At 69.0% G+C, this 24,714-nt stretch carries 25 protein-coding genes and 1 pseudogene; 24 read left to right on the top strand and 2 right to left on the bottom strand.

The genetic code is table 11. From position 1 onward, the window contains the following. On the top strand, positions 1–399 hold a 399-nt coding region (locus FNH04_RS16950), incomplete at its 5' end, for a hypothetical protein (protein WP_152785088.1). Positions 400–479: 80 nt separating this feature from the next. Here FNH04_RS16950 and FNH04_RS16945 read toward each other — a convergent pair. Next, positions 480–785, bottom strand: coding sequence for a ferredoxin (locus FNH04_RS16945; protein WP_152785086.1), 306 nt, complete (start codon positions 783–785; stop codon positions 480–482). Positions 786–1,039: 254 nt separating this feature from the next. Here FNH04_RS16945 and arc point away from each other — a divergent pair, with 254 nt between their 5' ends. From arc to prcA, 6 genes are all read left to right on the top strand, one after another. Next, positions 1,040–2,806: a proteasome ATPase gene (gene arc / locus FNH04_RS16935; protein ID WP_322723192.1), complete on the top strand. Its 1,767-nt coding sequence runs from the start codon at positions 1,040–1,042 to the stop codon at positions 2,804–2,806. Between the two features lie 233 nt (positions 2,807–3,039). Continuing rightward, the gene (gene dop / locus FNH04_RS16930) at positions 3,040–4,551 is read left to right on the top strand and encodes a depupylase/deamidase Dop (protein ID WP_345669737.1); all 1,512 of its coding nucleotides are present in this window, start codon (positions 3,040–3,042) and stop codon (positions 4,549–4,551) included. A gap of 181 nt (positions 4,552–4,732) precedes the next feature. Then, entirely contained in the window at positions 4,733–4,951 is a 219-nt protein-coding gene (locus FNH04_RS16925; protein ID WP_062646942.1) for a ubiquitin-like protein Pup, read from the top strand. A 49-nt stretch (positions 4,952–5,000) separates the two neighbouring features. After that, on the top strand, positions 5,001–5,606 hold the full coding sequence (locus FNH04_RS16920) for an endonuclease VII domain-containing protein (protein WP_152785098.1): 606 nt from the start codon (positions 5,001–5,003) through the stop codon (positions 5,604–5,606). After that, positions 5,558–6,403 carry a proteasome subunit beta gene (gene prcB / locus FNH04_RS16915; RefSeq protein WP_322723191.1) on the top strand — a complete coding sequence of 282 codons (846 nt, stop codon included), beginning with the start codon at positions 5,558–5,560 and terminating at the stop codon, positions 6,401–6,403. The genes FNH04_RS16920 and prcB overlap by 49 nt, the downstream gene beginning before the upstream one ends. 52 nt (positions 6,404–6,455) lie before the next feature. Next, positions 6,456–7,211 (top strand): proteasome subunit alpha, encoded by a 756-nt coding sequence (prcA, locus tag FNH04_RS16910; protein WP_322723190.1) that lies wholly within the window; start codon positions 6,456–6,458, stop codon positions 7,209–7,211. A 70-nt stretch (positions 7,212–7,281) separates the two neighbouring features. Here prcA and FNH04_RS16905 read toward each other — a convergent pair whose 3' ends face one another. Further along, complete coding sequence (locus FNH04_RS16905; RefSeq protein ID WP_322723189.1) at positions 7,282–8,295, bottom strand: LacI family DNA-binding transcriptional regulator; 1,014 nt, start codon at positions 8,293–8,295, stop codon at positions 7,282–7,284. A gap of 137 nt (positions 8,296–8,432) precedes the next feature. On the opposite strand from FNH04_RS16905, the gene FNH04_RS16900 reads away from it, so the two are divergent. The 17 genes and pseudogenes from FNH04_RS16900 to FNH04_RS16820 form a co-directional block, all read left to right on the top strand. After that, on the top strand, positions 8,433–9,692 hold the full coding sequence (locus tag FNH04_RS16900) for an MFS transporter (RefSeq protein WP_152785078.1): 1,260 nt from the start codon (positions 8,433–8,435) through the stop codon (positions 9,690–9,692). A gap of 9 nt (positions 9,693–9,701) precedes the next feature. After that, positions 9,702–11,063 carry a Pup--protein ligase gene (gene pafA, locus FNH04_RS16895; RefSeq protein WP_152785076.1) on the top strand — a complete coding sequence of 454 codons (1,362 nt, stop codon included), beginning with the start codon at positions 9,702–9,704 and terminating at the stop codon, positions 11,061–11,063. Between the two features lie 143 nt (positions 11,064–11,206). After that, positions 11,207–12,151 (top strand): FKBP-type peptidyl-prolyl cis-trans isomerase, encoded by a 945-nt coding sequence (locus FNH04_RS16890; protein ID WP_322723188.1) that lies wholly within the window; start codon positions 11,207–11,209, stop codon positions 12,149–12,151. 62 nt (positions 12,152–12,213) lie between these two features. Continuing rightward, positions 12,214–12,588: an FKBP-type peptidyl-prolyl cis-trans isomerase gene (locus tag FNH04_RS16885; RefSeq protein WP_322723187.1), complete on the top strand. Its 375-nt coding sequence runs from the start codon at positions 12,214–12,216 to the stop codon at positions 12,586–12,588. 220 nt (positions 12,589–12,808) lie between these two features. Then, positions 12,809–13,762, top strand: coding sequence for a helix-turn-helix transcriptional regulator (locus tag FNH04_RS16880; RefSeq protein ID WP_152785072.1), 954 nt, complete (start codon positions 12,809–12,811; stop codon positions 13,760–13,762). A gap of 15 nt (positions 13,763–13,777) precedes the next feature. Next, entirely contained in the window at positions 13,778–14,875 is a 1,098-nt protein-coding gene (locus FNH04_RS16875; protein ID WP_322723186.1) for a helix-turn-helix transcriptional regulator, read from the top strand. Between the two features lie 183 nt (positions 14,876–15,058). Then, positions 15,059–15,346, top strand: a complete 288-nt coding sequence (locus tag FNH04_RS16870) for a hypothetical protein (protein WP_152785070.1) — start codon at positions 15,059–15,061, stop codon at positions 15,344–15,346. 10 nt (positions 15,347–15,356) lie between these two features. Then, a complete protein-coding gene (locus FNH04_RS16865) occupies positions 15,357–15,551 on the top strand; it encodes a hypothetical protein (RefSeq protein WP_152785068.1) in 195 nt (64 codons plus the stop codon). Positions 15,552–15,808: 257 nt separating this feature from the next. Then, positions 15,809–16,090: a Sec-independent protein translocase subunit TatA gene (tatA, locus tag FNH04_RS16860; RefSeq protein WP_152785066.1), complete on the top strand. Its 282-nt coding sequence runs from the start codon at positions 15,809–15,811 to the stop codon at positions 16,088–16,090. A 95-nt stretch (positions 16,091–16,185) separates the two neighbouring features. Further along, the gene (gene tatC, locus FNH04_RS16855; RefSeq protein ID WP_152785094.1) at positions 16,186–17,079 is read left to right on the top strand and encodes a twin-arginine translocase subunit TatC; all 894 of its coding nucleotides are present in this window, start codon (positions 16,186–16,188) and stop codon (positions 17,077–17,079) included. Between the two features lie 43 nt (positions 17,080–17,122). After that, positions 17,123–18,013 carry a diacylglycerol kinase gene (locus FNH04_RS16850; protein WP_322723185.1) on the top strand — a complete coding sequence of 297 codons (891 nt, stop codon included), beginning with the start codon at positions 17,123–17,125 and terminating at the stop codon, positions 18,011–18,013. A 40-nt stretch (positions 18,014–18,053) separates the two neighbouring features. Next, a complete protein-coding gene (locus FNH04_RS16845; RefSeq protein WP_152785064.1) occupies positions 18,054–20,906 on the top strand; it encodes a DEAD/DEAH box helicase in 2,853 nt (950 codons plus the stop codon). Positions 20,907–21,410: 504 nt separating this feature from the next. Beyond that, entirely contained in the window at positions 21,411–23,042 is a 1,632-nt protein-coding gene (locus FNH04_RS16840; RefSeq protein ID WP_152785062.1) for a sensor histidine kinase, read from the top strand. After that, positions 23,039–23,446 carry a roadblock/LC7 domain-containing protein gene (locus tag FNH04_RS16835; protein ID WP_322723184.1) on the top strand — a complete coding sequence of 136 codons (408 nt, stop codon included), beginning with the start codon at positions 23,039–23,041 and terminating at the stop codon, positions 23,444–23,446. The genes FNH04_RS16840 and FNH04_RS16835 overlap by 4 nt, the downstream gene beginning before the upstream one ends. Then, entirely contained in the window at positions 23,443–23,868 is a 426-nt protein-coding gene (locus tag FNH04_RS16830; protein ID WP_152785060.1) for a DUF742 domain-containing protein, read from the top strand. Before FNH04_RS16835 ends, FNH04_RS16830 begins: the two co-directional genes overlap by 4 nt. Beyond that, positions 23,849–24,469, top strand: coding sequence for a GTP-binding protein (locus FNH04_RS16825; RefSeq protein ID WP_152785058.1), 621 nt, complete (start codon positions 23,849–23,851; stop codon positions 24,467–24,469). Before FNH04_RS16830 ends, FNH04_RS16825 begins: the two co-directional genes overlap by 20 nt. A 116-nt stretch (positions 24,470–24,585) precedes the next feature. After that, positions 24,586–24,714, top strand: a pseudogene (locus FNH04_RS16820) (MBL fold metallo-hydrolase); the annotation flags it as partial.

The following is a 24,714-nucleotide window of genomic DNA, read 5'->3' as shown; positions in this document are numbered from 1 at the left end:
GCCCCGGACCCCACCGGCGTGGAGTTCCCCCTGGAGTGCGGCCCCACCAAGGCCGTCGTGCAGAAGAAGGCCTCGGGGGACCTCGACGGCGACGGCCGACCCGAGACGGTCGCCGTCGTCCGCTGCGACGCGGGCTCCGGAAACCCACCCAGCGGTGTCTACGTCCTCACCCAGGGCACCGCCGACACACCCCGCGTGGTGGCCACCCTGGTCGACCCGAAGGAGCGGTTCAGCGTCTCGGACTTCGCCGTCCGTGACGGCGCGGTGACGGCCACCCTCCTCGGCTACTCCTCGACCGACGTACCGAGTTGCTGCCCCGACGTGACGGACCGCGCCAAGTGGCAGTGGAAGAACGGCGCTTTCGTCCGCTCGAAGCCCTCAGAAGCGCGGAGCGTGTGACGAACGCCTCCTGAAGGGCGCCCGGCACGCCCTCAGTGGTGTGAGAAAACAGACACGGATGACGCTGGGTGCTTTCCCCGTCACTCCGCGTCGGGGCCGTAGACCTCGACCCTGTCCGAAACCCGACGCACGTGGATGCACTCGCCCGGACACTCCTTCGCCGAGTCCGCCACGTCCGTGAGAAGCGTCAGAGGTACGGGTGTTGTGGCACCCGGAGCCTGCAGCAACTCCTCGTCCGCGCCCTTCACATAGGCCAGTCCGTCGATGTCCAGCTCGAAGACTTCCGGGGCGTACTGGGCGCAGATGCCGTCGCCGGTGCACAGGTCCTGGTCGATCCAGACCTCGAGCGCCTCTTCGCCTGCTACGGCCTCCTGCTGCACGGTCATCTCTCCTGCCGTTTCCTGTCCCGACCGATCCGGATCGAAGGCAAGTCGGCCCAGCTCTGACGGGTGTTGAACGCTTCGACCCTACCTCCGCCCGCTTCCCCACCACGTTCGGTGGGTATTCCCCTGGCGTGAGGGAGAGCGCAAGGGTGAAGATCGGACACACCTTGACAGTCTTTGTGATCTAGGGGTTTCAATCGACACCCACCCAGGTAGGGTCTGGAAGCGTCCAGCTCCCCTTGGAGGAGGTGAGGACCGTGGCAGCCCACGACGACGACATGAACCGCGGCATCCGCCCGGGACGAGGGTCCGACGACCCGGCCGGGCAGATCGCCTACCTTGAGCAGGAGATCGCCGTCCTGCGACGCAAGCTCGCCGACTCTCCGCGACACACGAGGATTCTCGAAGAGCGGATCGTCGAGCTGCAGACGAACCTGGCCGGCGTGTCCGCCCAGAACGAGCGACTCGCGAACACGCTCCGTGAGGCCCGCGACCAGATCGTGGCCCTCAAGGAGGAGGTCGACCGGCTCGCACAGCCGCCGGCCGGCTTCGGTGTCTTCCTGCAGGCGAACGAGGACGGCACCGCTGACATCTTCACCGGGGGCCGCAAGCTCCGGGTGAACGTCAGCCCGAGCGTCGAGCTCGACGAGCTCCGGCGCGGCCAGGAACTGATGCTCAACGAAGCGCTCAACGTGGTCGAGGCCATGGAGTTCGAGCGCGTCGGGGACATCGTCACCCTCAAGGAGATCCTCGAGGACGGCGAGCGCGCCCTGGTGCTCGGGCACACCGACGAGGAACGGGTGGTACGGCTCGCCGAGCCGCTGCTGGACGTCACCATCCGTCCCGGCGACGCCCTGCTGCTCGAACCCCGCTCCGGCTACGTCTACGAGGTGGTCCCGAAGAGCGAGGTCGAGGAACTCGTCCTCGAAGAGGTGCCCGACATCGGCTACGAGCAGATCGGCGGCCTGGGCAACCAGATCGAGATGATCCGCGACGCCGTCGAGCTCCCGTACCTCTACCCCGACCTCTTCAAGGAGCACGAGCTGCGCCCGCCGAAGGGCGTCCTGCTCTACGGGCCCCCCGGATGCGGTAAGACACTGATCGCCAAGGCCGTGGCGAACTCGCTCGCCAAGAAGGTCGCCGAGGTGACCGGCCAGGCCCAGGGCAAGAGCTTCTTCCTCAACATCAAGGGCCCCGAGCTCCTCAACAAGTACGTCGGCGAGACCGAGCGGCAGATCCGCCTCGTCTTCCAGCGCGCACGGGAGAAGGCCAGCGAGGGCACCCCCGTGATCGTCTTCTTCGACGAGATGGAGTCCCTCTTCCGCACCCGTGGCTCCGGTGTCAGCTCGGACGTGGAGAACACCATCGTCCCCCAGCTGCTCGCCGAGATCGACGGTGTGGAGGGCCTGCAGAACGTGGTGGTGATCGGCGCCTCGAACCGCGAGGACATGATCGACCCCGCGATCCTGCGCCCCGGCCGCCTCGACGTCAAGATCAAGATCGAACGTCCGGACGCCGAAGCGGCCAAGGACATCTTCGGCAAGTACCTCACCGAGCGCCTCCCGCTGCACGCCGACGACGTCGCCGAGCACGGCGGCGACAAGGGATCCACGGTCCAGGGCATGATCCAGACAGCCGTGGAACAGATGTACGCCGAATCGGAGGAGAACCGCTTCCTGGAGGTCACCTACGCCAACGGTGACAAGGAAGTCCTCTACTTCAAGGACTTCAACTCCGGCGCCATGATCGAGAACATCGTCGGGCGCGCCAAGAAGATGGCGATCAAGGACTTCCTCGAGAAGACCCAGAAGGGCCTCAGGGTCTCCCACCTCCTCCAGGCATGTGTGGACGAATTCAAGGAGAATGAGGACCTGCCCAACACCACCAACCCGGACGACTGGGCCCGTATCTCCGGAAAGAAGGGCGAGCGGATCGTCTACATCCGTACGCTGATCACCGGAAAGCAGGGCGCGGACACCGGACGCTCCATCGACACGGTGGCGAACACCGGGCAGTACCTGTAAAAGCCAGGGCGGCTGCGGGTGCCCTTCGCGGGTACCCGCAGCCGACTGTTTTTCGGGCACAGCTGGAGCAAGGCAATGACTCAAATGATCTCCCCACCAGCGCAAAGGCGTTCTAGGCTCTTTCGTACCGCCGAGTCGCGCAGTGCGGGGACGGGCACCGCACACGCACCGGAGCGCCAGCGGTATCTGAGCGGCGCCCATGACCGAGGGTGCCGCCGGGCAAGGAGGGCCGCATGACCGTACGGCGAGTAATGGGCATCGAGACGGAGTACGGGATCTCCGTCCCCGGTCACCCGAACGCCAATGCCATGCTCACCTCGTCCCAGATCGTCAACGCCTACGCGGCGGCGATGCACCGGGCCCGCCGGGCCCGCTGGGACTTCGAGGAGGAGAATCCGCTACGGGACGCGCGGGGCTTCGATCTCGCCCGAGAGGCCGCCGACGCCAGCCAGCTCACCGACGAGGACATCGGCCTGGCCAATGTGATCCTCACCAATGGCGCGCGTCTGTACGTCGACCACGCACACCCCGAATACAGCGCACCCGAGGTCACCAACCCCCGGGACGCCGTCCTCTGGGACAAGGCCGGCGAGCGGATCATGGCGGAGGCCGCGGAGCGCGCGGCGCAGCTCCCGGGGGCCCAGCCGATCCATCTCTACAAGAACAACACCGACAACAAGGGCGCCTCCTACGGCACGCACGAGAACTACCTGATGAAGCGGGAGACCCCCTTCTCGGACATCGTGCGCCACCTGACGCCGTTCTTCGTCTCCCGCCAGGTCATCGCCGGAGCCGGCCGCGTCGGCATCGGCCAGGACGGGCACGAGCACGGCTTCCAGCTCAGCCAGCGAGCCGACTACTTCGAGGTCGAGGTCGGCCTGGAGACCACCCTCAAGCGCCCCATCATCAACACCCGCGACGAGCCGCACGCCGACGCCGAGAAGTACCGCCGGCTCCACGTGATCATCGGCGACGCGAACCTCTCGGAGATCTCGACGTACCTGAAGCTGGGCACCACGGCGCTCGTCCTGTCCATGATCGAGGACGGCTTCATCGCCGTGGACCTGGCCGTCGACCAGCCGGTCCGCACGCTCCACCAGGTCTCGCACGACCCGTCACTGAAACGCCTCGTCACGCTCCGCAGCGGTCGCACACTCACCGCCGTACAGCTGCAGATGGAGTACTACGAGCTGTCGCGCAAGTACGTGGAGGAGCGGTTCGGGGCGGACGCCGACGACCAGACCAAGGACGTCCTCAGTCGTTGGGAGGACACGCTCAACCGTCTGGAGAACGACCCGATGAGCCTCTCCGGAGAGCTCGACTGGGTCGCCAAGCGCGAGCTCATGGAGGGCTACCGGCGCCGCGACAACCTCGACTGGGACGCGGCCCGACTGCACCTCATCGACCTCCAGTACGCCGACGTACGCGCCGAGAAGGGCCTCTACAACCGCCTCGTGGCCCGCGGCAAGATCAAGCGGCTGCTCGACGAGGCGGACGTGGAGCGGGCCCGTACGAAGCCGCCGGAGGACACCCGCGCGTACTTCCGCGGCCGCTGCCTGGAGCAGTACGCCGACGACGTCGCCGCGGCCTCCTGGGACTCGGTGATCTTCGACCTGCCCGGCCGGGACTCCCTGCAGCGCGTTCCAACCCTGGAACCGCTTCGCGGAACGCGTAATCACGTCAAGGAACTCCTGGACCGCTGCCGCACGGCAGAAGACCTGGTCAGGGTATTGTCGGGCGGCTGAGCGGGCACCCGGGCGAGGGCCGGGGGCCAGGGTGGAAAGCGCGGTGTCCGGGAATCATCGAGGTGGCTCCCGGACGTTGTGGAAACTGCGGGGCCAATGTCAGACCCGGCTTGTAGGGTCTGATCATGACCGATCGGCAGCAATGCCGACCATGTCGGGCGAAATGAGCGGGGTGAGGGTTATGGCGACCAAGGACACCGGCGGCGGACAGCAGAAGGCCACGCGCTCTACCGAGGAGGTCGAGGAGCAGGCGCCCGAGGCACAGGCTTCGGAGGACCTCAAGGAGCGCCAGGAGAAGCTGAGCGATGACGTGGACTCGGTTCTCGACGAAATCGATGACGTACTCGAGGAGAACGCAGAGGATTTCGTGCGCTCATTCGTGCAGAAGGGTGGTCAGTAAGGGTCGCTAGGCGCTTTCACCTTCGAATCGAAGGTCTCGGAGGGTGGGGTTGGCTGGCGGCTCGGACGCGAGGCAGTGCAGGAGATGCGAGAGGAATTTTCCTCTTGATGCCTTCGCGAAGAATGGGAATCGGGACGATGGCCTTCAGGTTTGGTGCCGGGAGTGCGTGGCCGAATACGGTGCCGCGCGCTACCGGCGCCGCCAGGAGGCTAGAGGAAAGCCGGTACGGGAGAAGGTGGATGTTCCGCCTGGGCACAAGCTCTGTCGAAGGTGCGGCGAGGTCAAGCCCCACAGCGAATGGCATCGCAAGGCGACGGCATCGGACGGCCTGTCGACACGTTGTAAGGCGTGTCGGGCTGTCAGGGGGAGACAAGACCATCTGTGGCGCAAGTACGGCATCACCGAAACCGAACGCGACGAGTTGATCGCCTCCCAAGGGAGCGTCTGCTGCGTATGTTTGGAGGCTTTGCCGGTGCATGTGGATCACTGCCACAAGACGGGTAGGGTCCGTGGCGTACTGTGCTTCAGCTGCAATGCGGCACTGGGGCAGTTCAAGGATCGGCCCGACGTCATAAGGCGGGCTGCGACATACGTGGAAGGAAACGCGTGGAAGCCAACACTCGTAGCACCGGGCGTCTACCAGCTGCCTTCCTGACGCCTGGGTCGTCCTCGTTCATGGACTTCCTGTCCGAGCACCAGCCGGAGATGCTCCCGGGCAACCGGCAGCTGCCGCCCACGCAGGGTGTGATCGAGGCCCCGCACGGCACGACCATCGTCGCCGTGACGTTCCCGGGCGGCGTGGTCCTCGCCGGTGACCGGCGGGCCACGATGGGCAACGTCATCGCGCAGCGGGACATCGAGAAGGTGTTCCCGGCCGACGAGTACTCGGCGGTGGGTATCGCAGGTACGGCCGGTCTGGCCGTCGAGATGGTGAAGCTGTTCCAGCTGGAGCTGGAGCACTTCGAGAAGGTGGAGGGTGCCCAGCTCTCACTGGAGGGCAAGGCCAACCGTCTGTCGACCATGATCCGTTCCAACCTCGGCATGGCCATGCAGGGCCTCGCCGTGGTCCCTCTCTTCGCCGGGTACGACGTCGACCGCGAGAAGGGCCGCATCTTCTCGTACGACGTGACGGGCGGCCGCTCCGAGGAGACGGGCTACGCGGCCACGGGCTCCGGCTCGATCTTCGCCCGCGGCGCCATGAAGAAGCTCTTCCGTGACGACCTGACCGAGGAACAGGCCACGACCCTCGTGGTCCAGGCCCTGTACGACGCGGCCGACGACGACTCGGCGACGGGTGGCCCCGATGTCGCCCGCCGTATCTTCCCGATCGTCACCGTGATCACCGAGGACGGCTTCCGCCGGCTCACCGAGGAGGAGTCCTCCGAGATCGCCCGCTCGATCCTGGAGCGGCGCCTGGAGCAGCCGGACGGCCCGCGGGCCGCCCTGCTCTGAGCCACTTCTGCCAGGTGATCCAGTGACTTCCACAGAAAGGGACGGATAACCGGTGTCGACGCCGTTCTATGTCTCACCCCAGCAGGCCATGGCCGACCGGGCGGAGTACGCCCGCAAGGGCATCGCCCGAGGCCGCAGCCTGGTCGTGCTGCAGTACGCCGACGGCATCGTCTTCGTCGGCGAGAACCCGTCCCGTGCGCTGCACAAGTTCAGTGAGATCTACGACCGGATCGGCTTCGCGGCCGCCGGCAAGTACAACGAGTACGAGAACCTGCGGATCGGCGGTGTGCGCTACGCCGATCTCCGCGGGTACACCTACGACCGTGACGACGTGACCGCCCGCGGTCTCGCCAACGTCTACGCCCAGACCCTGGGCACGATCTTCTCCAGCGCGGCCGAGAAGCCGTACGAGGTGGAGCTGGTCGTGGCCGAGGTCGGTGAGACGCCCGACGGGGACCAGATCTACCGGCTGCCGCACGACGGCTCGATCGTGGACGAGCACGGCTCGGTCGCGGTCGGGGGCAACGCCGAGCAGATCAGCGGCTATCTCGACCAGCGGCACCAGGACGGCATGACGCTCGCCGAGGCCCTCAAGCTGGCCGTCCAGGCCCTGTCCCGCGACACGAACGGCAGTGAGCGGGAGATCCCCGCCGAGCGCCTGGAGGTCGCGGTCCTGGACCGTACGCGTCCGCAGCAGCGCAAGTTCAAGCGGATCACCCGCCGGCAGCTCTCCCGGCTTCTGGAGGCCGATGGCGTGGAGACGGCCGCGGAGGCCGAGAGCGCCGACGCCGACGACGACGAGAAGTAGCCACCGGCGATCCCGCCGCCCGATGTGTGCGCCCCGGCCGATCACAGGCCGGGGCGCGCGGCGTTTGCGCTCAGCGTCCTGGTGGCGCCGTGGAGCCTCGTACGACCAGGTCCACGGGGATGTCGCCCTCGGCCGGTGTACGGCCCTCCAGGACGGCCAGCAGCGCCCGCATGCCCCGTTCTCCGAAGAGCTCGGCGTCCAGGCGGACCGTCGTCAGCTCCGGGTCGAGGGCCTGGGCCAGGGCCAGGTCGTCGAGGCCGGTGACGGAGAGGTCGTCGGGGATGCGCAGGCCCAGGCGGCGGGCGGCCTTGTAGGCGCCCGCCGCCAGTTTGTCGTCGTCGCAGACGAGGGCCGTGGGGCGGGGGCCGGGAGCGGAGAGGGCGGCTTCGGCTGCCGTGACGGCGTCCTCGATGGAGATCGGCGCACGGGCCGTGCGCAGCAGTGTGCCCGGCACGTCGGACAGCCGCGTGGCGAGTTCGCGGGCCCGTACGTCGAAGGTCCAGGACGCGATGTCGGCCGCCAGGTGCAGGAAGCTGCGGTGGCCCAGGGAGAGCAGGTGGTCCGCGACCTGCCGTACGCCGTCCGTGATGTCCAGGTTCACCGTCGCCGCGCCCAGGCTGCCCTCTGGGTCGCTGTCGAGCATCACCAGGGGCAGCTGGTCGCCGCGGATGGCCGTGAGGGCGTCGGCCGCCATGGAGGAGGCGATCACGCCGTCGAGGGCCGCCTGGGCGGAGGCGAAGGGGTCCCGCGCGGGGCCGATGCCCTCGGGGGAGGGGTAGAGCACCACGCCGAAGCCGTGTTGTGCGGCGACCCGGGCGGCGCCCGTGTAGACGCCTCCGAAGAACTCCGTGGTGAGGGCGGGGACCACCAGCAGTACGGTCCGGGTGTGGCCCAGGCGGAGGTTGCGGGCGGCCAGGTTCGGCCGGTAGCCGAGCTCGTGCGCGGCCTCCCGGACGCGCTCGGCGGTGGTTGCGGACACCCGTCCGCGCCACTTGTCGCCGAGGACGAGGGAGACCGCGGCCTGGGACACGCCGGCGGCCTGGGCGACGTCTCGGCTCGTGGGGCGGGTACTGCCTCGTGCCACCGTCGCCTGCTCCTTCGTCTGGACTCGTGGACAGCGCACATGGTACGTATGGCCAGGGACGTTATACGTAACACGTGGTGCTTCCGGTGCCTGTTCCGGGTGCCGGGGCACCTGCGTCGAGAAGAAGGGTGGGGTCATTGGCCGCGGGATACCTGGAGATCCTCAGGGCGCGCCATGCCACGCGCCTGCTGGTGGGCACACTCGTGGGCCGGCTGCCGAACGCGACGGCCGCGATCGCCGTCATGCTCTTCGTGCGGGCGGAGGGCGGCTCCTACAGCCTCGCCGGGGCCCTGGTCGCCGTCTACGGCCTCGCCAACGCCGTGGGGCAGCCGGTGCTCGGTCGTCTGGTGGATCTCCACGGCCAGCCCCGCGTCCAGTTGCCGGCCGCGCTCGTCTCGGCCCTCGGGACCGCCGTCTTCGCGTACGGGGGCATCGAGCCGCTGCCGGTGGCCTACGCGTCCATCGTGGTCGCCGGGCTCTTCACGCCTCCTCTGGAGGGCGGTCTGCGCGCGCTGTGGTCCTCCGTCCTCCGGAAGGAGGACCAGGTGCACACGGCGTACGCGATGGACGCCGTGGCCCAGGAGGTCATGTTCACCGTGGGGCCGCTGCTGGTGACGCTGTGCGTGTCGCTCTGGTCCGCCCAGGCCGCGCTCGTCCTGATCAACGTCGTCGGTGTCCTCGGCGCCCTGTCGGTGGTCGTGTCGCCGCCCTCGCGCGCGTGGCGGTCGGCGCCGCGCGAGGCGCACTGGCTCGGCGCGCTGCGCTCGGCCGGGCTCCTGGTCCTGCTGGCCGCGCTGCTGTTCGTGGGGATGGCACTGGGCTCCATCACGGTCGCCGCGATGTCGTACGCGGACGGGAACGGTGGCGACACGGTGTACGGCTGGCTGATCGCCGGTCTGGGTTTCGGCGCGCTCGTCGGCGGCACCGCGTACGGAGCGCGGCAGTGGAGCGGCGCGCCCGGGCGGCGGCTGCAGCTGCTCGTGGCCCTTCTGGCGGTCTGCTACGCGCCCCTGATGCTGATGCCCGGACCGGTCGCCATGACGGCGCTCACGGCGCTCGCCGGGGTCTTCCTCGCGCCCTGTATCGCCTGTTCCTTCGTCCTGGTCGACCGGCACGCGCCGAGCGGCACGGTGACGGAGGCGTTCTCCTGGATCGTGACGACGTTCACCGTGGGGCACTCGGTCGGTACGGGGCTCGCGGGCCCCGTCGTCGAGTCGGGCGGGGCGTTGTGGGGCTTTGTCGTTCCGGTCGCCGCCGGAGGCGCTGCCCTGGTGGTGCTGCTGGTCACGGGGCGGGTCCTGGTGGCTCCGCGGCGGGGAGTGGTGGTTGTCTCCTCAGGGGAAAATGATCCGAACCGTGCTGTCGAACCCCGTTTCAGCTCAGGGGATCGGGCGTAATGTTCAGTCATGGACCGCCGCATTTTCGGGCTGGAGAACGAGTACGGCGTCACATGTACGTTCAGGGGACAGCGCCGCCTGTCTCCTGACGAGGTGGCGCGGTACCTCTTCCGCCGTGTCGTGTCATGGGGCCGCAGCAGCAACGTCTTTCTGCGGAACGGCGCACGCCTTTATCTCGACGTGGGCTCACATCCGGAATACGCGACACCCGAATGTGACAACGTGACCGAACTGGTCACCCACGACAAGGCCGGCGAGCGCATTCTCGAGGGACTCCTGGTCGACGCCGAACGCCGCCTGCACGAGGAGGGAATCGCGGGCGACGTCTATCTCTTCAAGAACAACACCGACTCGGCGGGCAACTCCTACGGTTGCCACGAGAACTATCTGGTGGCCCGGCACGGGGAGTTCTCCCGGCTCGCGGACATCCTGATTCCGTTCCTCGTCACGAGGCAGCTGCTGTGCGGCGCCGGCAAGGTGCTGCAGACGCCGCGCGGTGCCGTGTACTGCGTCAGCCAGCGTGCCGAGCACATCTGGGAGGGCGTCTCCTCGGCGACGACCCGCTCCCGGCCGATCATCAACACGCGCGACGAGCCGCACGCGGACGCCGAGCGTTACCGCCGTCTGCATGTGATCGTCGGCGACTCGAACATGTCCGAGACGACCATGCTGCTCAAGGTCGGCGCCACCGACCTGGTGCTGCGCATGATCGAGGCGGGCACGGTGATGCGCGACCTCACCCTGGAGAACCCGATCCGGGCGATCCGCGAGGTCAGCCATGACATCACGGGTCGCCGCAAGGTGCGCCTGGCCAGCGGCCGGGAGGCCTCGGCGCTGGAGGTGCAGCGCGAGTACTTCGAGAAGGCCGTGGACTTCTGCGAGCGCCGCGGTATCCGCACCGGCACCGTCGAGCAGGTCCTGGAGCTGTGGGGCCGCACGCTGGACGCGATCGAGTCCGAGGACCTCGACCGGATCGGCACCGAGATCGACTGGGTCATGAAGTACAAGCTCATCGAGCGGTACCGGGCCAAGCACAACATGACCATGTCGCACCCGCGGGTCGCGCAGATAGACCTCGCCTACCACGACATCCACCGCCGCCGGGGGCTGTACTACCTGCTGGAGAAGAAGGGGCAGGCCACCCGGATCTGCAACGACCTGAAGATCTTCGAGGGCAAGTCCGTGCCGCCGCAGACGACGCGGGCCCGGCTGCGCGGTGACTTCATCCGGCGCGCCCAGGAGCAGCGCCGGGACTTCACCGTCGACTGGGTGCACCTGAAGCTCAACGACCAGGCGCAGCGCACCGTGCTGTGCAAGGACCCGTTCCGCTCGGTCGACGACCGGGTGGAGAAACTCATCGCCGGAATGTGACCTCAGGCTGAGGGAACCGGCCACGGGCCCCGTACGTACTCGTACGGGGCCCGTCGCACGCCCGGGTCCTGTCCGACCCCTATCCGCCGGACAGGCCCTAGAGTGGCGGGCGACCACAGTGCCGTCTGAGATCTGAGGAACACGTGCGCCGAATTGCCGGCCTGCTCGCCGTACCGCTGCTGCTGCTCTCCACAGCGGCATGCGGCAGCGACGACGACAAGGGCTCCGACTCCACCTCCACGAAGAACGGTGTGCCCGCGATCACCAAGGGCGCCGAGTTCGGGAAGAAGCCGACCCTCGCCAAGGGGGAGGGCGACCCGCCCAAGGGGCTGAAGGTCGAGGTCCTCAAGGAGGGTGACGGCGCGAAGCTCAAGAAGGGCGACGCCGCCGAGGTGAACTACCTCGGCCAGGAGTACGACGAGAGCAAGCCCTTCGACAACAGCTTCGACCGCGGGCAGCCGTTCTCCCTCACGCTGGGAGCGGGCGGCGTCATCAAGGGCTGGGACCAGGGCCTGGAGGGTCAGAAGGTCGGCAGCCGTGTCGAGCTGGTCATCCCGCCGGACCTCGGGTACGGAGCGCAGGGCCAGGGCGACATCAAGGCCAACGCCACTCTGGTCTTCGTCGTGGACATCGTGAAGGGGACGACCATCCCCGCCTCGGCGAAGGGCACGGAGGTCGCGCAGGACAACATCGACCTGCCGAAGGTCGGTACGAACACCGACGGCAAGGCGCCGAAGGTGACCATGCCGAAGGACAGCGACCCGCCGAAGAAGCTCGTCTCCAACTACGTCCTGGAGAGCGACGGCGCCGTCGTGAAGGACACCGACAGTGTGGTCGTGAACTACGAGGCCCTGTTGTGGGAGGGCGGCAAGAAGTTCGACAGCACGTACGACACGGGTAAGACGGCGACGTTCCCGCTGGACCAGTTGACGGTCAAGGGGCTGAAGGCCGGTCTCGCGGGCAAGAAGGTCGGCAGCCGGGTGCTGCTCGTCCTGCCGCCCGACCAGGCCTTCGGTGACCAGGAGCAGCAGGGCATTCCGAAGAACTCCACGCTGGTGTTCGCCGTCGACATCCTGGCCGTGATGTAAGACTGGGCAGGTTGCCCATCCGTCATCGCGCATGACGTTCGTACGACATAGGAGCCAGTGCAGTGAGCATTGAGAAGCCCGAGATCGACTTCCCGGGCGGCGAGCCCCCGAAGGACCTCGAGATCAAGGACATCTGGGAGGGCGACGGGCAGGTGGCCAAGGCGGGTGACACCGTCTCGGTCCACTACGTGGGCGTGGCCTTCTCCACCGGTGAGGAGTTCGACGCGTCCTGGAACCGCGGTACGCCGCTGCAGTTCCAGCTCGGTGTCGGCCAGGTCATCGCGGGCTGGGACCAGGGCGTGCAGGGCATGAAGGTGGGCGGGCGCCGCCAGCTGACGATCCCCGCCCACCTCGCCTACGGCGACCGTGGCGCCGGTGGCGGCCGTATCGCCCCGGGCGAGACGCTGATCTTCGTCTGCGACCTGATCTCGGTCTGATTCGGGGCCCGGGCCCGACCGCCCGAGCGTTCCCGCGCCTGGTCGACCGGCGCGATGTGATCGCCGTACAGGGTGATCGCCGTACGCGGTGTGATCGGGGTGGGACCGGACCCGATCACCCGGGGCCCATGCCTGCCCGGGCATGGGCCCTCGGCTTTTGTCCTGGTGCTCCGGGGCGGTACGGTCGTCCGGCATAAGGACCATAGGGAGAAGGACGTCGATGGCCATTGCCAAGGCCGAGCGGCTGATGAACCTGGCGCTGTGTCTGCTCGGGACGCGGCGGCCGCTCAGCAAGCGCGAACTCCGCCGGTCCATCGAGGCCTATCTGGAAGCCGGGTCTGACGACTCGTTCAACCGGATGTTCGAGCGCGACAAGGACGATCTGCGGGAACTCGGCCTGGTCATCGAGACGGTGGAGAACCTGGACGGCGAGGTCGGCTATCTGGCCCGCCGCGACAGCAACCGGCTTCCGCCCATCACCCTCGACGCCGAGGAGGCCGCCGCCCTCGGTCTCGCCGCCAAGGTGTGGCAGCAGGCCCGTCTCGCGGGCGCGGCCAGCGGCGCCCTGCAGAAGCTGCGCGCGGCCGGGCTCCCCGAGGACGTCGACCCGTACGAGGCGCACGGCGCCCTGGAGCCCCGTATCCCCGTGCACGAGGCCGCGTTCGAGCCGTTGATGCTGGCCTGCCGGGACCGGCGTCCGGTCGTCTTCGAGTACCGCAAGGCCACGGCTGCCCATCCCGAGCTCCGGACCGTGGAGCCGTGGGCGCTGGAGTGCTGGCGCGGCCACTGGTATCTGGCCGGCTGGGACCGTGACCGGGGTGCCGAGCGGGTTTTCCGGCTCTCGCGGATCACGGGGAGGGTCAAGTCACGCAGCGGCACCTTCACGGCCGACGTGCCGGACGTGGTGACGGTGCGGGAGACCGTGGCGAGCTGGGCGGGTGAGACGGCCGACCGTTCCGCGCTGATCCGGCTGCGTACGGGCGCCGGGTACCCCTTGCGGGCGAAAGCCACCTCCGTGCGGGAACTCGGTGACGGCTGGGACGAGTTGGAGATTCCGTACGGGCACGGTCTGGACGCCTGGCTGGTGGAGTTCGGGCCCGACGTGGTGGTCCTGGGCCCTGCCGAGCTGCGGGCCGACGTGGTGGACCGGCTGCGTGCCGTGGCCAAGGGCTGAGGGGGACGTAAGAACGTGGTGGGAAAACCGGCCAGGCCGGCGAACGCCATCGACCAGACCCGGCGGATGCTCTCCCTGGTGACCTATCTGCGGGAGCGGCCCGGCGCGCGTGTCGAGGACGTGGCCCGTGCCTTCGGGATCACCGAGGACGAGCTGATCTCCGATCTCGATGTGCTGCCGCTGTGCGGGACCAGCTTCCGCGGTGGTGACCTGCTCGACATCGACACCGACGGCGACCGGATCTGGTGGCACAACCCCGATGACGTCGCCGAGCCGCTCAGACTGGCCGCCGACGAGGCCACGGCGCTGCTGGTGGCGGCCCGTGCCGTGTCCACCCTGCCCGGCCTGCGCGAGGGCGACCGGCAGGCGCTGCTGCGGGCCACCGCCAAGGTGGAGGCGGCCGCGGGCGAGGCGGCCGGGGCCAGCTCCCGGCTCTCGGTGACCTTCGAGTCCGAGGGCGGCGTCTTCGCGGACGTCGACCGTGCGATCTCCGAGCGCCGCCGTCTGTGGATCCGGTACTACTCACCGGCCCGCGACGAGGTCACCGAACGCGAGATCGACCCGATCCGCCTGGTCAGCGTCGGTCACACGTATGTCGAGGCCTGGTGCCGCCGTTCCGAGGCGCGTCGCACCTTCCGGCTCGACCGGGTCGCCGAGATCAAGATCCTCGACGAGCCGTCCGCGCCGCCCGAGATCGAGCTGCGCGATCTCTCCGAGGCGCTGGTGCAGCCCGCGGCCGAGGATCCCGAGGTGGTCGTCGAGGTCGGGCCGGGCGGGCGCTGGGTGGCCGAGTACTACCCGCACGACAGCGCCGATGAACTGCCGGAGGGCGGGCTGCGTATCACCCTGCGGACTCCCGATCCCGCCTCGCTGCGGCGGCTGGCCCTGCGGCTCGGGCGCGACGGCTGGATCGTCTCGCCCCCGGAGCTCGCGGACAGCGCACGGCAGGCGGCCCGGGAGGCGCTGGCGGCGTACGAAGGGCTTCGGGTCGAGGACGACGGGGCGCGTCCGGGGCACGACGGGGCGGACGCGGCGTACGGCGGTGGTGGCAGCGGCGGTGGTCCGCGGCCGGAGCACGGAGTTCAGGACCGGCGGTACGACAGGCGTGAGTGAGTCGGAGGGGCCGCGCCCGTGTCGAGGGCACATGGGGTACCTCCCCGCTCCAGCGAAGCCGAGAGCCTGGGGGAGCGCGGAGGCCGACGGGCCGGGCACGGTCGTGGCCTCGACACGGGATTGTGCGCCCCGGAGGCGAACGAACCATCAACAAGGGGAGCAGGGGCTTTGAGCGGGTCTGCGATGTCTGGTGTGCCGGATGTGCGGGAGATGTCCGTGGCGGTCGCCTTCGCCGGCATGAAGAGAGTCGCCGACGTGGTGTTCAGGGCCGGCTGCCCCGACTGCAGGGCCAGCTTCGAGCTGGGCGCCGGTGCGCTGCGGCTGGCCATCGGAGCGACCAGCAAGACCACGTTCTACTCGTTCACCTGCCCTGAGTGCGGCACGGCCGTGCGCAAGCCCGCGGGTGAGCGCATCGTCGAACTCCTCACCGGGGGCGGGGTGCGGACGCTGCGGCTGCACTCGACGGTCTAGGCTCGGCGGCATGTTCTGGCCGATGCTCGCGATCGCTGTGGGGTTCCTGGGTCTCGCCGTCCTCGGTGTGCTCGCCGTCCGGGTCTTCCTGGAGGCCCAGCGTCTCGGCAGACAGGTCAGCGACTCCGCCGCCCGTATCAACCGCGCGGCCGAGGATCTGGAGCGGGCCTCCATGAGCGCGGCCCGGTCTGTTGACGGGCTGTGAGTCCTGGCGGGATGCCCTGTGAGTTACGGGCCCTGAGCGATTTGCGGCACTTTCGTCTTGTCAACTTCTCACTCGGGGCAGGTACGCTCATTGGCGCGGCCCAGGGACGAGGCGCGGGCCGAACATGGAGTATGCACAGGCATTGCCTGACGTTTACTCCTGCGGGTTACGATCGCCCACAGCCCGATGGTCGGATGTCTGTTCGACCAGCCGGACACCAGAACTTCCTGTCGCCTCGGTGAAGAAGGTAAACAGCTATGGGTAGGCTCGGCCCCACCGAGATCATTCTGATCCTCGTCGTCATCATCCTGCTGTTCGGCGCGAAGAAGCTTCCCGACATGGCCCGCTCGCTCGGCAAGTCCGCGCGCATTCTCAAGAGCGAGGCCAAGGCGATGAAGTCGGAAGGCCAGGACAACACCACCGCCGCCTCCGCCCCGCCGCACGACGAGGCCCCGGCTCAGCGCACCATCCAGGCCGCCCCCGGTGATGTGACCAGCTCCCGCCCGGTCACCGAACCGACGGACACGACCAAGCGCTGAACCAGGGCCGGTGACCTCCGGCCCGCCGCACGAGATGGGAACGTGGGTTGCTGAAGTCTGCCCGCAACAAGACGGAGAAGGATCCCGAGGGGCGGATGCCCCTCGTGGAACACCTGCGTGAGCTCCGCAACCGGCTCACGAAGGCGGTCATCGCGATCGTCCTGGTGATGATCGTCGCTGCGTTCTACAGCGAACAGTTGATGCAGTTCCTGGCCGAGCCGGTGCCCAAGTGCGACGACTTCGCCAACAGCGACGGGGGAAACTGCGCGATCGTCTCGTTCAACACCCTGACCTCGCCGTTCACCACGACGATCAAGGTGAGCTTGATGGCCGGTCTCGTGGTGTCGAGTCCGATCTGGCTGTATCAGCTGTGGGCGTTCATCGCCCCCGGCCTGCACAAGCACGAGAAGAAGTACACGTACGTCTTCGTCTCCGCGGCGGTGCCGCTGTTCCTGAGCGGCGCCTACCTCGCGTACGTCATCCTGCCGATCAGCGTGAAGGTGCTGATCAGCCTCACTCCGGGGGGCTCGGCCAACATCCTCTCCCTGGACGATGTGCTCGACTTCACCATCCGCATGGTGCTGATCTTCGGCGCGGCGTTCGAGTTGCCCCTGCTGCTGATCATGCTCAATTTGGGCGGCATCGTCTCCGGACGGCGTATGGCGGGCTGGTGGCGCGGTGTGGTCATGGGCGTCTTCGTCTTCGGTGCCGTCGCCACGCCCACCACCGACCCGGTGGGCATGCTGGCCCTGTCCGGACCGATCGTCGTCCTGTACTTCGTCGCCGTGGGGTTCTCGCTGCTCAACGACAAGCGACGAGCCCGCAAGGAAGCACTCGGCCCTGACGACGACGAGGCCTCCGAGCTGGATCTGACGCCCGAGGAGATCGGTGAGGTCGAGTCCGTGTCGGCGAGCCGGGCGCTGCCCGAGGGCACGGGCGGTTCGGGTACGGCCCCGGACCGGGTCAACGGTTATGACGACGTGACCTGACGCCCCACGCCACTCCCCGGGAACACCTCGTAGGGTCGGGGCCGTGACCGGCGAGATCACCCTGTTCGTCAACCCCACCGCGGGCCGCGGCCGGGGCGCCCGAGCGGCGCTGCCGGCCGCTTCCGCGTTGCGGGCGGCGGGCTTCCAGGTGCGTACGGTCCTCGGGGAGACCTCCGAGGACGCCCTCACGCGCGCGCGTGCCGCCGTCGCGGACGGCACCGGGGCCCTGGTCGCCGTAGGGGGAGACGGCATGGTGAACCTGGCACTCCAGGCAGTCGCCGGGACCCGCACCCCGCTCGGCCTTGTCGCCGTCGGCACCGGCAACGACTTCGCACGGGCACTGGGGCTGCCGGTCCGCCATCCGGAGGCGGCGGGACGCCTGATCGCCGAAGCGCTGAAGGGATCCCGGCTGAGGGACGTCGACCTGGGACGGGTGGGCGGCACCTGGTTCGGCACCGTCCTGGCCTCCGGCTTCGACTCCCGAGTCAACGACCGGGGCAACCGGATGCGATGGCCGGCCGGACGCCTCAGATACGACCTGGCCATGCTCGCCGAACTGGCCGCCTTCCGGCCGGTCCCGTACCGGATCAGGCTCGACGACGGCGAGGTACGGGAGATCGAGGCGACGCTCGTGGCCGTCGGCAACGGATCGTCGTACGGCGGTGGTATGCGGATCTGTGCCGGCGCGGACCTCCAGGACGGGCTGTTCGACATCACGATCGTCGGGGACTGCGGCCGCGGGACGCTGCTCAGGGTGTTCCCGAAGGTGTACAGGGGCACGCATCTCGACCATCCCCGGGTGACCGTGGTCCGGGCCGCGCGGATCGAGATCGCGGCCGACAGCGGCACCGGGTACGCGGACGGGGAGCCGCTCGGGGCGCTGCCGCTGACCGCGGACTGTGTGCGTGGTGCCGTGCGGGTCCTGGCACCCTGAGCTGCGCCGACCCCGTGTGGGGTACGGGCCGATCCGGATAATGATCGTCCTGTTGTCAGTGGGGGCCGGTAGTCTCGAAAGCACGATGACAGAGGACCTCTCACCGGCCGAGCGGTACGCGGCAGCACGCAGGCGCGCTGCCGAGCAGGCCACCGCGCTCGCCTCCTTCCGCGAGATGTACGACTTCGGTCTCGACCCCTTCCAGATCGAGGCCTGCCAGTCGCTCGAGGCGGGGAAGGGCGTGCTGGTGGCCGCCCCCACCGGCTCCGGCAAGACGATCGTCGGCGAGTTCGCCGTCCACCTCGCCCTGAGCCAGGGCAAGAAGTGCTTCTACACGACGCCCATCAAGGCGCTGTCGAACCAGAAGTACGCCGACCTGTGCCGCCGCTACGGCACGGACAAGGTCGGTCTGCTCACCGGGGACAACAGCGTCAACTCCGACGCCCCGGTGGTCGTGATGACCACCGAGGTGCTGCGGAACATGCTGTACGCGGGCTCGCAGACCCTCCTCGGCCTCGGCCATGTGGTGATGGACGAGGTGCACTACCTCTCCGACCGCTTCCGCGGCGCCGTCTGGGAGGAAGTGATCATCCACCTCCCCGAGTCGGTGACGCTGGTGTCGCTGTCGGCCACGGTGTCGAACGCGGAGGAGTTCGGCGACTGGCTCGACACCGTGCGCGGCGACACCGAGGTGATCGTCTCCGAGCACCGGCCCGTGCCGCTGTTCCAGCATGTGCTGGCCGGCCGCCGTATGTACGACCTCTTCGAGGAGGGTGAGGGCCACAAGAAGGCCGTCAACCCCGACCTCACGCGCATGGCGCGCATGGAGGCCAGCCGCCCCTCGTACCAGGACCGCAGGCGCGGCCGGGCGATGCGTGAGGCCGACCGCGAGCGCGAGCGCAGACAGCGGTCGAGGGTCTGGATCCCGAGCCGGCCCGAGGTCATCGAACGGCTGGACGCCGAGGGCCTGTTGCCCGCCATCACGTTCATCTTCAGCCGCGCGGCCTGCGAGGCCGCCGTCCAGCAGTGCCTGTACGCGGGTCTGCGGCTGAACGACGAGGAGGCCCGTCTGAAGGTCCGCGCCCTCGTCGAGGAGCGCACGGCGACGATCCCCGCCGAGGACCTGCACGTCCTGGGCTACTACGAGTGGCTGGAGGGCCTGGAGCGCGGTATCGCGGCCCACCACGCGGGCATGCTGCCGACGTTCAAGGAGGTCGTCGAGGAGCTGTTCGTACGCGGCCTGGTCAAGGCGGTGTTCGCGACCGAGACCCTGGCGCTCGGTATCAACATGCCCGCCCGCTCGGTGGTGCTGGAGAAACTCGTCAAGTGGAACGGCGAGCAGCACGCCGACATCACCCCCGGCGAGTACACCCAGCTGACCGGCCGTGCCGGCCGCCGGGGTATCGACGTAGAGGGCCACGCGGTCGTGCTCTGGCAGCGCGCCATGAACCCCGACCACCTGGCCGGCCTCGCGGGGACGCGCACGTACCCGCTGCGCTCCAGCTTCAAGCCGTCGTACAACATGGCTGTCAACCTGGTCGCGCAGTTCGGCCGGCACCGCTCGCGCGAGCTGCTGGAGACGTCCTTCGCGCAGTTCCAGGCCGACAGGTCGGTCGTGGGCATCTCCCGCCAGGTGCAGCGCAACGAGGAGGGCCTGGAGGGCTACAAGGAGTCCATGACCTGCCACCTCGGCGACTTCGAGGAGTACGCGCGGCTGCGCCGCGACCTCAAGGACCGCGAGACCGAGCTGGCCAAGCAGGGCGCGGCCCAGCGGCGCGCCGAGGCGGCCGTGGCGCTGGAGAAGCTCAAGCCGGGCGACGTCATCCACGTGCCCACGGGCAAGTACGCGGGGCTGGCCCTGGTGCTGGACCCCGGGCTGCCCGCGGGCCGCTCCAACGGCCACCGGGGCTTCGAGTACCACGACGGTCCGCGCCCGCTCGTCCTGACCGCAGAGCGACAGGTCAAGCGGCTGGCGTCCATCGACTTCCCGGTGCCCGTCGAGGCCCTGGAGCGGATGCGGATCCCCAAGTCCTTCAACCCGCGCTCACCGCAGTCGCGGCGGGACCTGGCCTCCGCGCTGCGCACCAAGGCCGGGCACCTCGTCCCCGACCGGCACCGCAAGAAGCGGTCCGCGGCCGCCGACGACCGCGAGATCGCCCGGCTGCGCACCGAGCTCCGCGCCCACCCCTGCCACGGGTGCAGCGATCGCGAGGACCACGCGCGCTGGGCCGAGCGCTACCACCGCCTCAAGCGGGACACGGCCCAGCTGGAGCGCCGTATAGAAGGCCGTACGAACACCATCGCGCGGACCTTCGACCGTATCGTCGCGCTGCTGACCGAGCTGGACTATCTGCGCGGTGACGAGGTGACGGAGCACGGCAAGCGGCTCGCGCGGCTGTACGGCGAGCTGGATCTGCTCGCCAGCGAGTGCCTGCGTGAGAGGGTCTGGGAGGGACTCGACCCCGCTGAACTCGCCGCGTGCGTCTCGGCCCTGGTGTACGAGGCCCGGGTCGGCGACGACGCGCTGGCGCCGAAGCTGCCGTCCGGCAAGGCCAAGGCCGCGCTCGGCGAGATGGTCCGTATCTGGGGGCGCCTCGACGGGCTGGAGGAGGAGTTCCGTATCAGCCAGACCGAGGGCGTGGGCCAGCGCGAGCCCGACCTCGGCTTCGCCTGGTCCGCGTACATGTGGGCCTCCGGCAAGGGACTCGACGAGGTGCTCCGCGAGGCGGAGATGCCGGCCGGTGACTTCGTGCGGTGGTGCAAGCAGGTCATCGACGTGCTGGGACAGATCTCGGCGGCGGCTCCCGCCGAGGACTCGACCGTGGCGAAGAACGCGCGCAAGGCCGTGGACGCGCTGCTCCGGGGGGTCGTGGCCTACTCGTCCGTGGGGTAGCCACCGGCGGCTCGGCCGGGCGGGGTTCGCGTCCGGGGGCGTGGGTCCCCGGGACGGGTGCGGGTGGTGTGCGGCGGGTCGCGCAGACGACCCGCACCCCCTTCCCGGCGCGCGCCGGGCACACTTCACCGGCCTCGATGCCGTAGGCCGTATGCCGTACGCGCTGGACTCGCCTACCAGCTGAACTCAGGGACGCCCAGCGTCAGTTGACCGTGGCGACAGGGCTGCCTTCCGGGTCGTCGGGACATGGGTCCCGTACGCCCGTTCTTGATTACGCTAAGTGTTCGATTGCTGTCGCAGCGTATAAATGAGGATGAGCGTACTCCTGCTGTTGTGCCGATTTCAGGTGCTTGCTGAATATGACATAGCGATGATCCGGTCGGACTAAGCTCGTCCGCAGCGCACCGAGTTGAGGTGTAATCGGGCGCTTGTTCCCAAAATTACCGAAGATTCGGTTTGGGCTCCCTGAACTCCCTGAACTCCCTGAACTTCATGAAGGCATACATGGTGAGTGTTCAATCGCCTCCGCCTCCGGGTGGCCGTGAACTTCCCTACGCGCGGGTGCTGTTGCCGCCCGCCATACTCCTGGCCGCAGCGACCGGGGCCGTCGCCGCCCTGCTGACGGGGCCGGCCCGGATCGCCGTCGGCTGGTGCGGAGCCCTCACGACCGTCCTGGTCGTCGCGGTCGCGTCACAGGTCGTGCGCCGGGGGCGGCAGCTCCGGGCCGCGCGCGCCGAACTCGTGCGGCGGACCTCCCACCTGGAACAGCGCGTCGCCACCCACGACGAGGAGTTCCTGCGTCTCGGCCGGGAGATCCTGCCCGCGATGCTGGACCGCCTGTACCGGGGTGATTCCCCCTCAGAGGTGATTCGCCTGGGCATCGCGGAGAACCCCGTCTACAGCCATCTGCCCCCATCGCAGCGGTCGTTGATCCACAAGGTCCTCGACATCGTCGACCGCGAGGACGCCCGCCGCGACTCCTCGCAGCGCGCCTTCGTCAACATCGCACGACGCGTCCAGGCGATCGTCCACCAGCAGAACAACGAACTCCGCGAGATGGAGGAGGACCACGGGCGCAACCCCGAGGTCTTCGACGACCTGCTGCGCATCGACCACGGCACTGCGCTGATCGGCCGTCTCGCCGACTCCATCGCCATCCTCGGCGGCGGCGGTCCCGGCCGTCAGTGGCCCGAGCCCGTACCGCTGTACAGCGTGCTGCGCGGCGCCATGTCCCGCATCCTGGAGTACCGCCGTATCGAGCTGCACTCCATCGCCAAGGTCAACGTGGGCGGCCTGTCCGTCGAGCCGCTCATCCACGCCGCGGCCGAACTCCTCGACAACGCCACCCGCTACTCGCCGCCGCAGACCAAGGTGCACGTCACCGCCATCGAGGTGCAGACGGGCGTCGCCATCGAGATCGAGGACGCCGGCGTCAGCCTCAGCGAGGAGTCCCGCGCCAGAGCCGAGAACATGCTCCTCAGGGCCCAGCAGGGCGCCGACTTCCACGAGATCGGCGACACCCCGCGCCTCGGCCTCGCCGTCGTCGGCCGTCTGTCGACGATGTACGACATCCAGGTCTCGCTGCGGCAGTCCGCGTACGGCGGTGTCCGCGCCGTACTCGTCGTGCCGCGCGCCATGCTCACCGACGAGCCCGCCACCAGTTTTGCCCACGGTATCGGCGCCGCCTCCCTGCCGACCCTGGACAACGACGGCGTCCCGGGACCGGAGCGCGCGCAGAAGAAGCGCCGCCCGACCACGGGACCACCGAGCGTCCCGTCCTCGGCCGACGAGCTGATGGGCGCGGAGGACGACGTCCCCGTCGTCACCGAGTGGACCGCCAACGGACTGCCACAGCGCCGTAGCCGGGTGAAGACCCCGCTCAGCCAGCGGATGGCGGAAGCCGCCGCCGCGGAGGCCGCCGCCGAGGCCGCGCGGGCCGCCGCGCCTGTATGGGAGCCCGAACCCGAACCGGAGAAGATCGAGCCCCCCGGAGCGTGGATCGAGGAGTTCTGGGCCGGGCTCAAGGGCGACCCGGACCCGAACGCCTTCACCAGGGACCCGGACCACCCGACGACATCCAGCGCCGACAACGAGCCGGCCCACGTGGAGGCCGACGACGAGGGGGACCTCAAGTGACCAAGCCACGAGCCAACTTCGACTGGATGCTCAAGGACCTCGCCGACGGCGTGCCCGGTATCCAGCAGATCGTGGTGCTCTCCGCCGACGGGCTGCGCATCGCCCGGTACGGCGGCGATCCCGACACCGCCGACCGTGTCGCCGCGGCCTGCGCGGGCCTGCAGAGCCTGGCCGGCGCCGTCGCCGCCGAGATCAACACCGGGGACGGCCGGATGCGTGTGGTCATCATCGAGATCCAGGGCGGCTACTTCTACATGATGGAGGCGGGCCCCAACGCCTATCTCGCGGTTCTCGCCAACGCGATCGCCGAACCCGGCCTGATGAGCAACCGCATGCGCGATCTCGTCGCCCGCATCGGCTCTCACCTGGCCAGTCCGCCACGGCGGAACGGGCAGACCGTATGACACCTCCACAGCGCCGACGGCGCCACCCCGAGGCACAGCCCCCGCCGCCACCCGAGCCGGGCGGCGAGGGCGCCCCGGACGGCAAGCGGGTGAGGAACCCCGAGCGGCTGTACATCATCACGGGCGCGGCCGTCGAGGACGGCGAGCGGGCCCCGATCGACCTCGTGACGCTGATCGTGGCGAGCGAGGACCCGCCCCCCTCCGCCACGCCGGAGCAGTCGGCGCTGCTCCGGATATGCCAGGCGCCCCTGTCCGTGGCCGAGATCTCGGCCTACCTCAATCTGCCGTTCAGCGTGGTGACCGTCCTGCTCACCGAGTTGCTGGCGGCCGAACTGGTCCAGGCGCGCGCCCCGATCGTCCGTCGGGCGCGGGCCGACCGTTCCCTCCTCGAAGCGGTGATGCATGGACTTCAAAAGCTCTGAGCCCGTCAAGGGTCCCCGGATGGAGGACCACCTGCCGCACACGGCACAGGCCGGGGTGAAGATCGTGATCGTGGGTGGTTTCGGGGTCGGCAAGACCACCATGGTCGGTTCCGTCAGCGAGATCAGGCCGCTGACGACCGAGGAGACCATGACCCAGGCCGGAATCGGAGTCGACGACAACTACGGCTCCGAGTCCAAGACGGCCACCACCGTGGCCATGGACTTCGGCCGTATCAGCATCACGGAACAGCTGGTGCTCTACCTCTTCGGCACCCCCGGCCAGGAGCGCTTCTGGTTTCTGTGGAACGGCCTGTTCGAGGGCGCCCTCGGCGCGGTCGTCCTGCTCGACACCCGGCGGCTGGAGGTCAGCTTCGATGTCATCGGGCGCCTGGAGGAGCGTGGCGTGCCGTTCGTCGTCGCCGTCAACACCTTCCCGGACGGGCCCCGTTACCCCATCGAGGAACTCCGCTCGGCGCTCGACCTGCCCAAGGAGATCCCCATCATGGAGTGCGACGCGCGGCGCCGGGCCTCCAGCCGGGACGTCCTGCTGACGCTGCTGCGCTTTCTGCACTCGCTGACCACGGTGAAGACGCCTGTGTGAGGGCGCGGGCGCCGGTGTGTATGCGCCGGCTGAGTCGCAGGGCGCCTTCGCCGTACGAGTGGGTCGAGCCGCAGAGCCTGTGCGCGGACCGTAGGAGTCCCACCGAGCGCGCGCGAGCCGCGTACACCCGCGGCAAGGAGGACATCCCGGACCTCCACCTCAACGGCCGCGAAGCCGGCGAGACGGCCGCCCGCGCCGGGGCCCGCCGCCTCGTCCTCACGCACATCCCGCCGTGGACGGATCCC

Source organism: Streptomyces phyllanthi, from assembly GCF_009377205.1.
GTDB lineage: Bacteria > Actinomycetota > Actinomycetes > Streptomycetales > Streptomycetaceae > Streptomyces > Streptomyces phyllanthi.
The sequence above is the reverse complement of the archived record's forward strand: the minus strand, read 5'-3'. Positions and strand labels throughout refer to the sequence as shown.

Bases quoted from the DNA above. Each gene is read 5' to 3' on its own strand.
- FNH04_RS16865 (WP_152785068.1), top strand. From the start codon at position 15,357: ATGTTCTGGCCGATGCTCGCGATCGCTGTGGGGTTCCTGGGTCTCGCC.
- FNH04_RS16845 (WP_152785064.1), top strand. From the start codon at position 18,054: ATGATCGTCCTGTTGTCAGTGGGGGCCGGTAGTCTCGAAAGCACGATG.
- FNH04_RS16830 (WP_152785060.1), top strand. From the start codon at position 23,443: ATGACACCTCCACAGCGCCGACGGCGCCACCCCGAGGCACAGCCCCCG.
- tatA (WP_152785066.1), top strand. From the start codon at position 15,809: ATGGGTAGGCTCGGCCCCACCGAGATCATTCTGATCCTCGTCGTCATC.
- FNH04_RS16825 (WP_152785058.1), top strand. From the start codon at position 23,849: ATGGACTTCAAAAGCTCTGAGCCCGTCAAGGGTCCCCGGATGGAGGAC.
- tatC (WP_152785094.1), top strand. From the start codon at position 16,186: ATGCCCCTCGTGGAACACCTGCGTGAGCTCCGCAACCGGCTCACGAAG.
- FNH04_RS16880 (WP_152785072.1), top strand. From the start codon at position 12,809: ATGGCCATTGCCAAGGCCGAGCGGCTGATGAACCTGGCGCTGTGTCTG.
- FNH04_RS16925 (WP_062646942.1), top strand. From the start codon at position 4,733: ATGGCGACCAAGGACACCGGCGGCGGACAGCAGAAGGCCACGCGCTCT.
- FNH04_RS16840 (WP_152785062.1), top strand. From the start codon at position 21,411: ATGGTGAGTGTTCAATCGCCTCCGCCTCCGGGTGGCCGTGAACTTCCC.
- dop (WP_345669737.1), top strand. From the start codon at position 3,040: ATGACCGTACGGCGAGTAATGGGCATCGAGACGGAGTACGGGATCTCC.
- FNH04_RS16870 (WP_152785070.1), top strand. From the start codon at position 15,059: ATGTCTGGTGTGCCGGATGTGCGGGAGATGTCCGTGGCGGTCGCCTTC.
- FNH04_RS16945 (WP_152785086.1), bottom strand. From the start codon at position 785: ATGACCGTGCAGCAGGAGGCCGTAGCAGGCGAAGAGGCGCTCGAGGTC.
- pafA (WP_152785076.1), top strand. From the start codon at position 9,702: ATGGACCGCCGCATTTTCGGGCTGGAGAACGAGTACGGCGTCACATGT.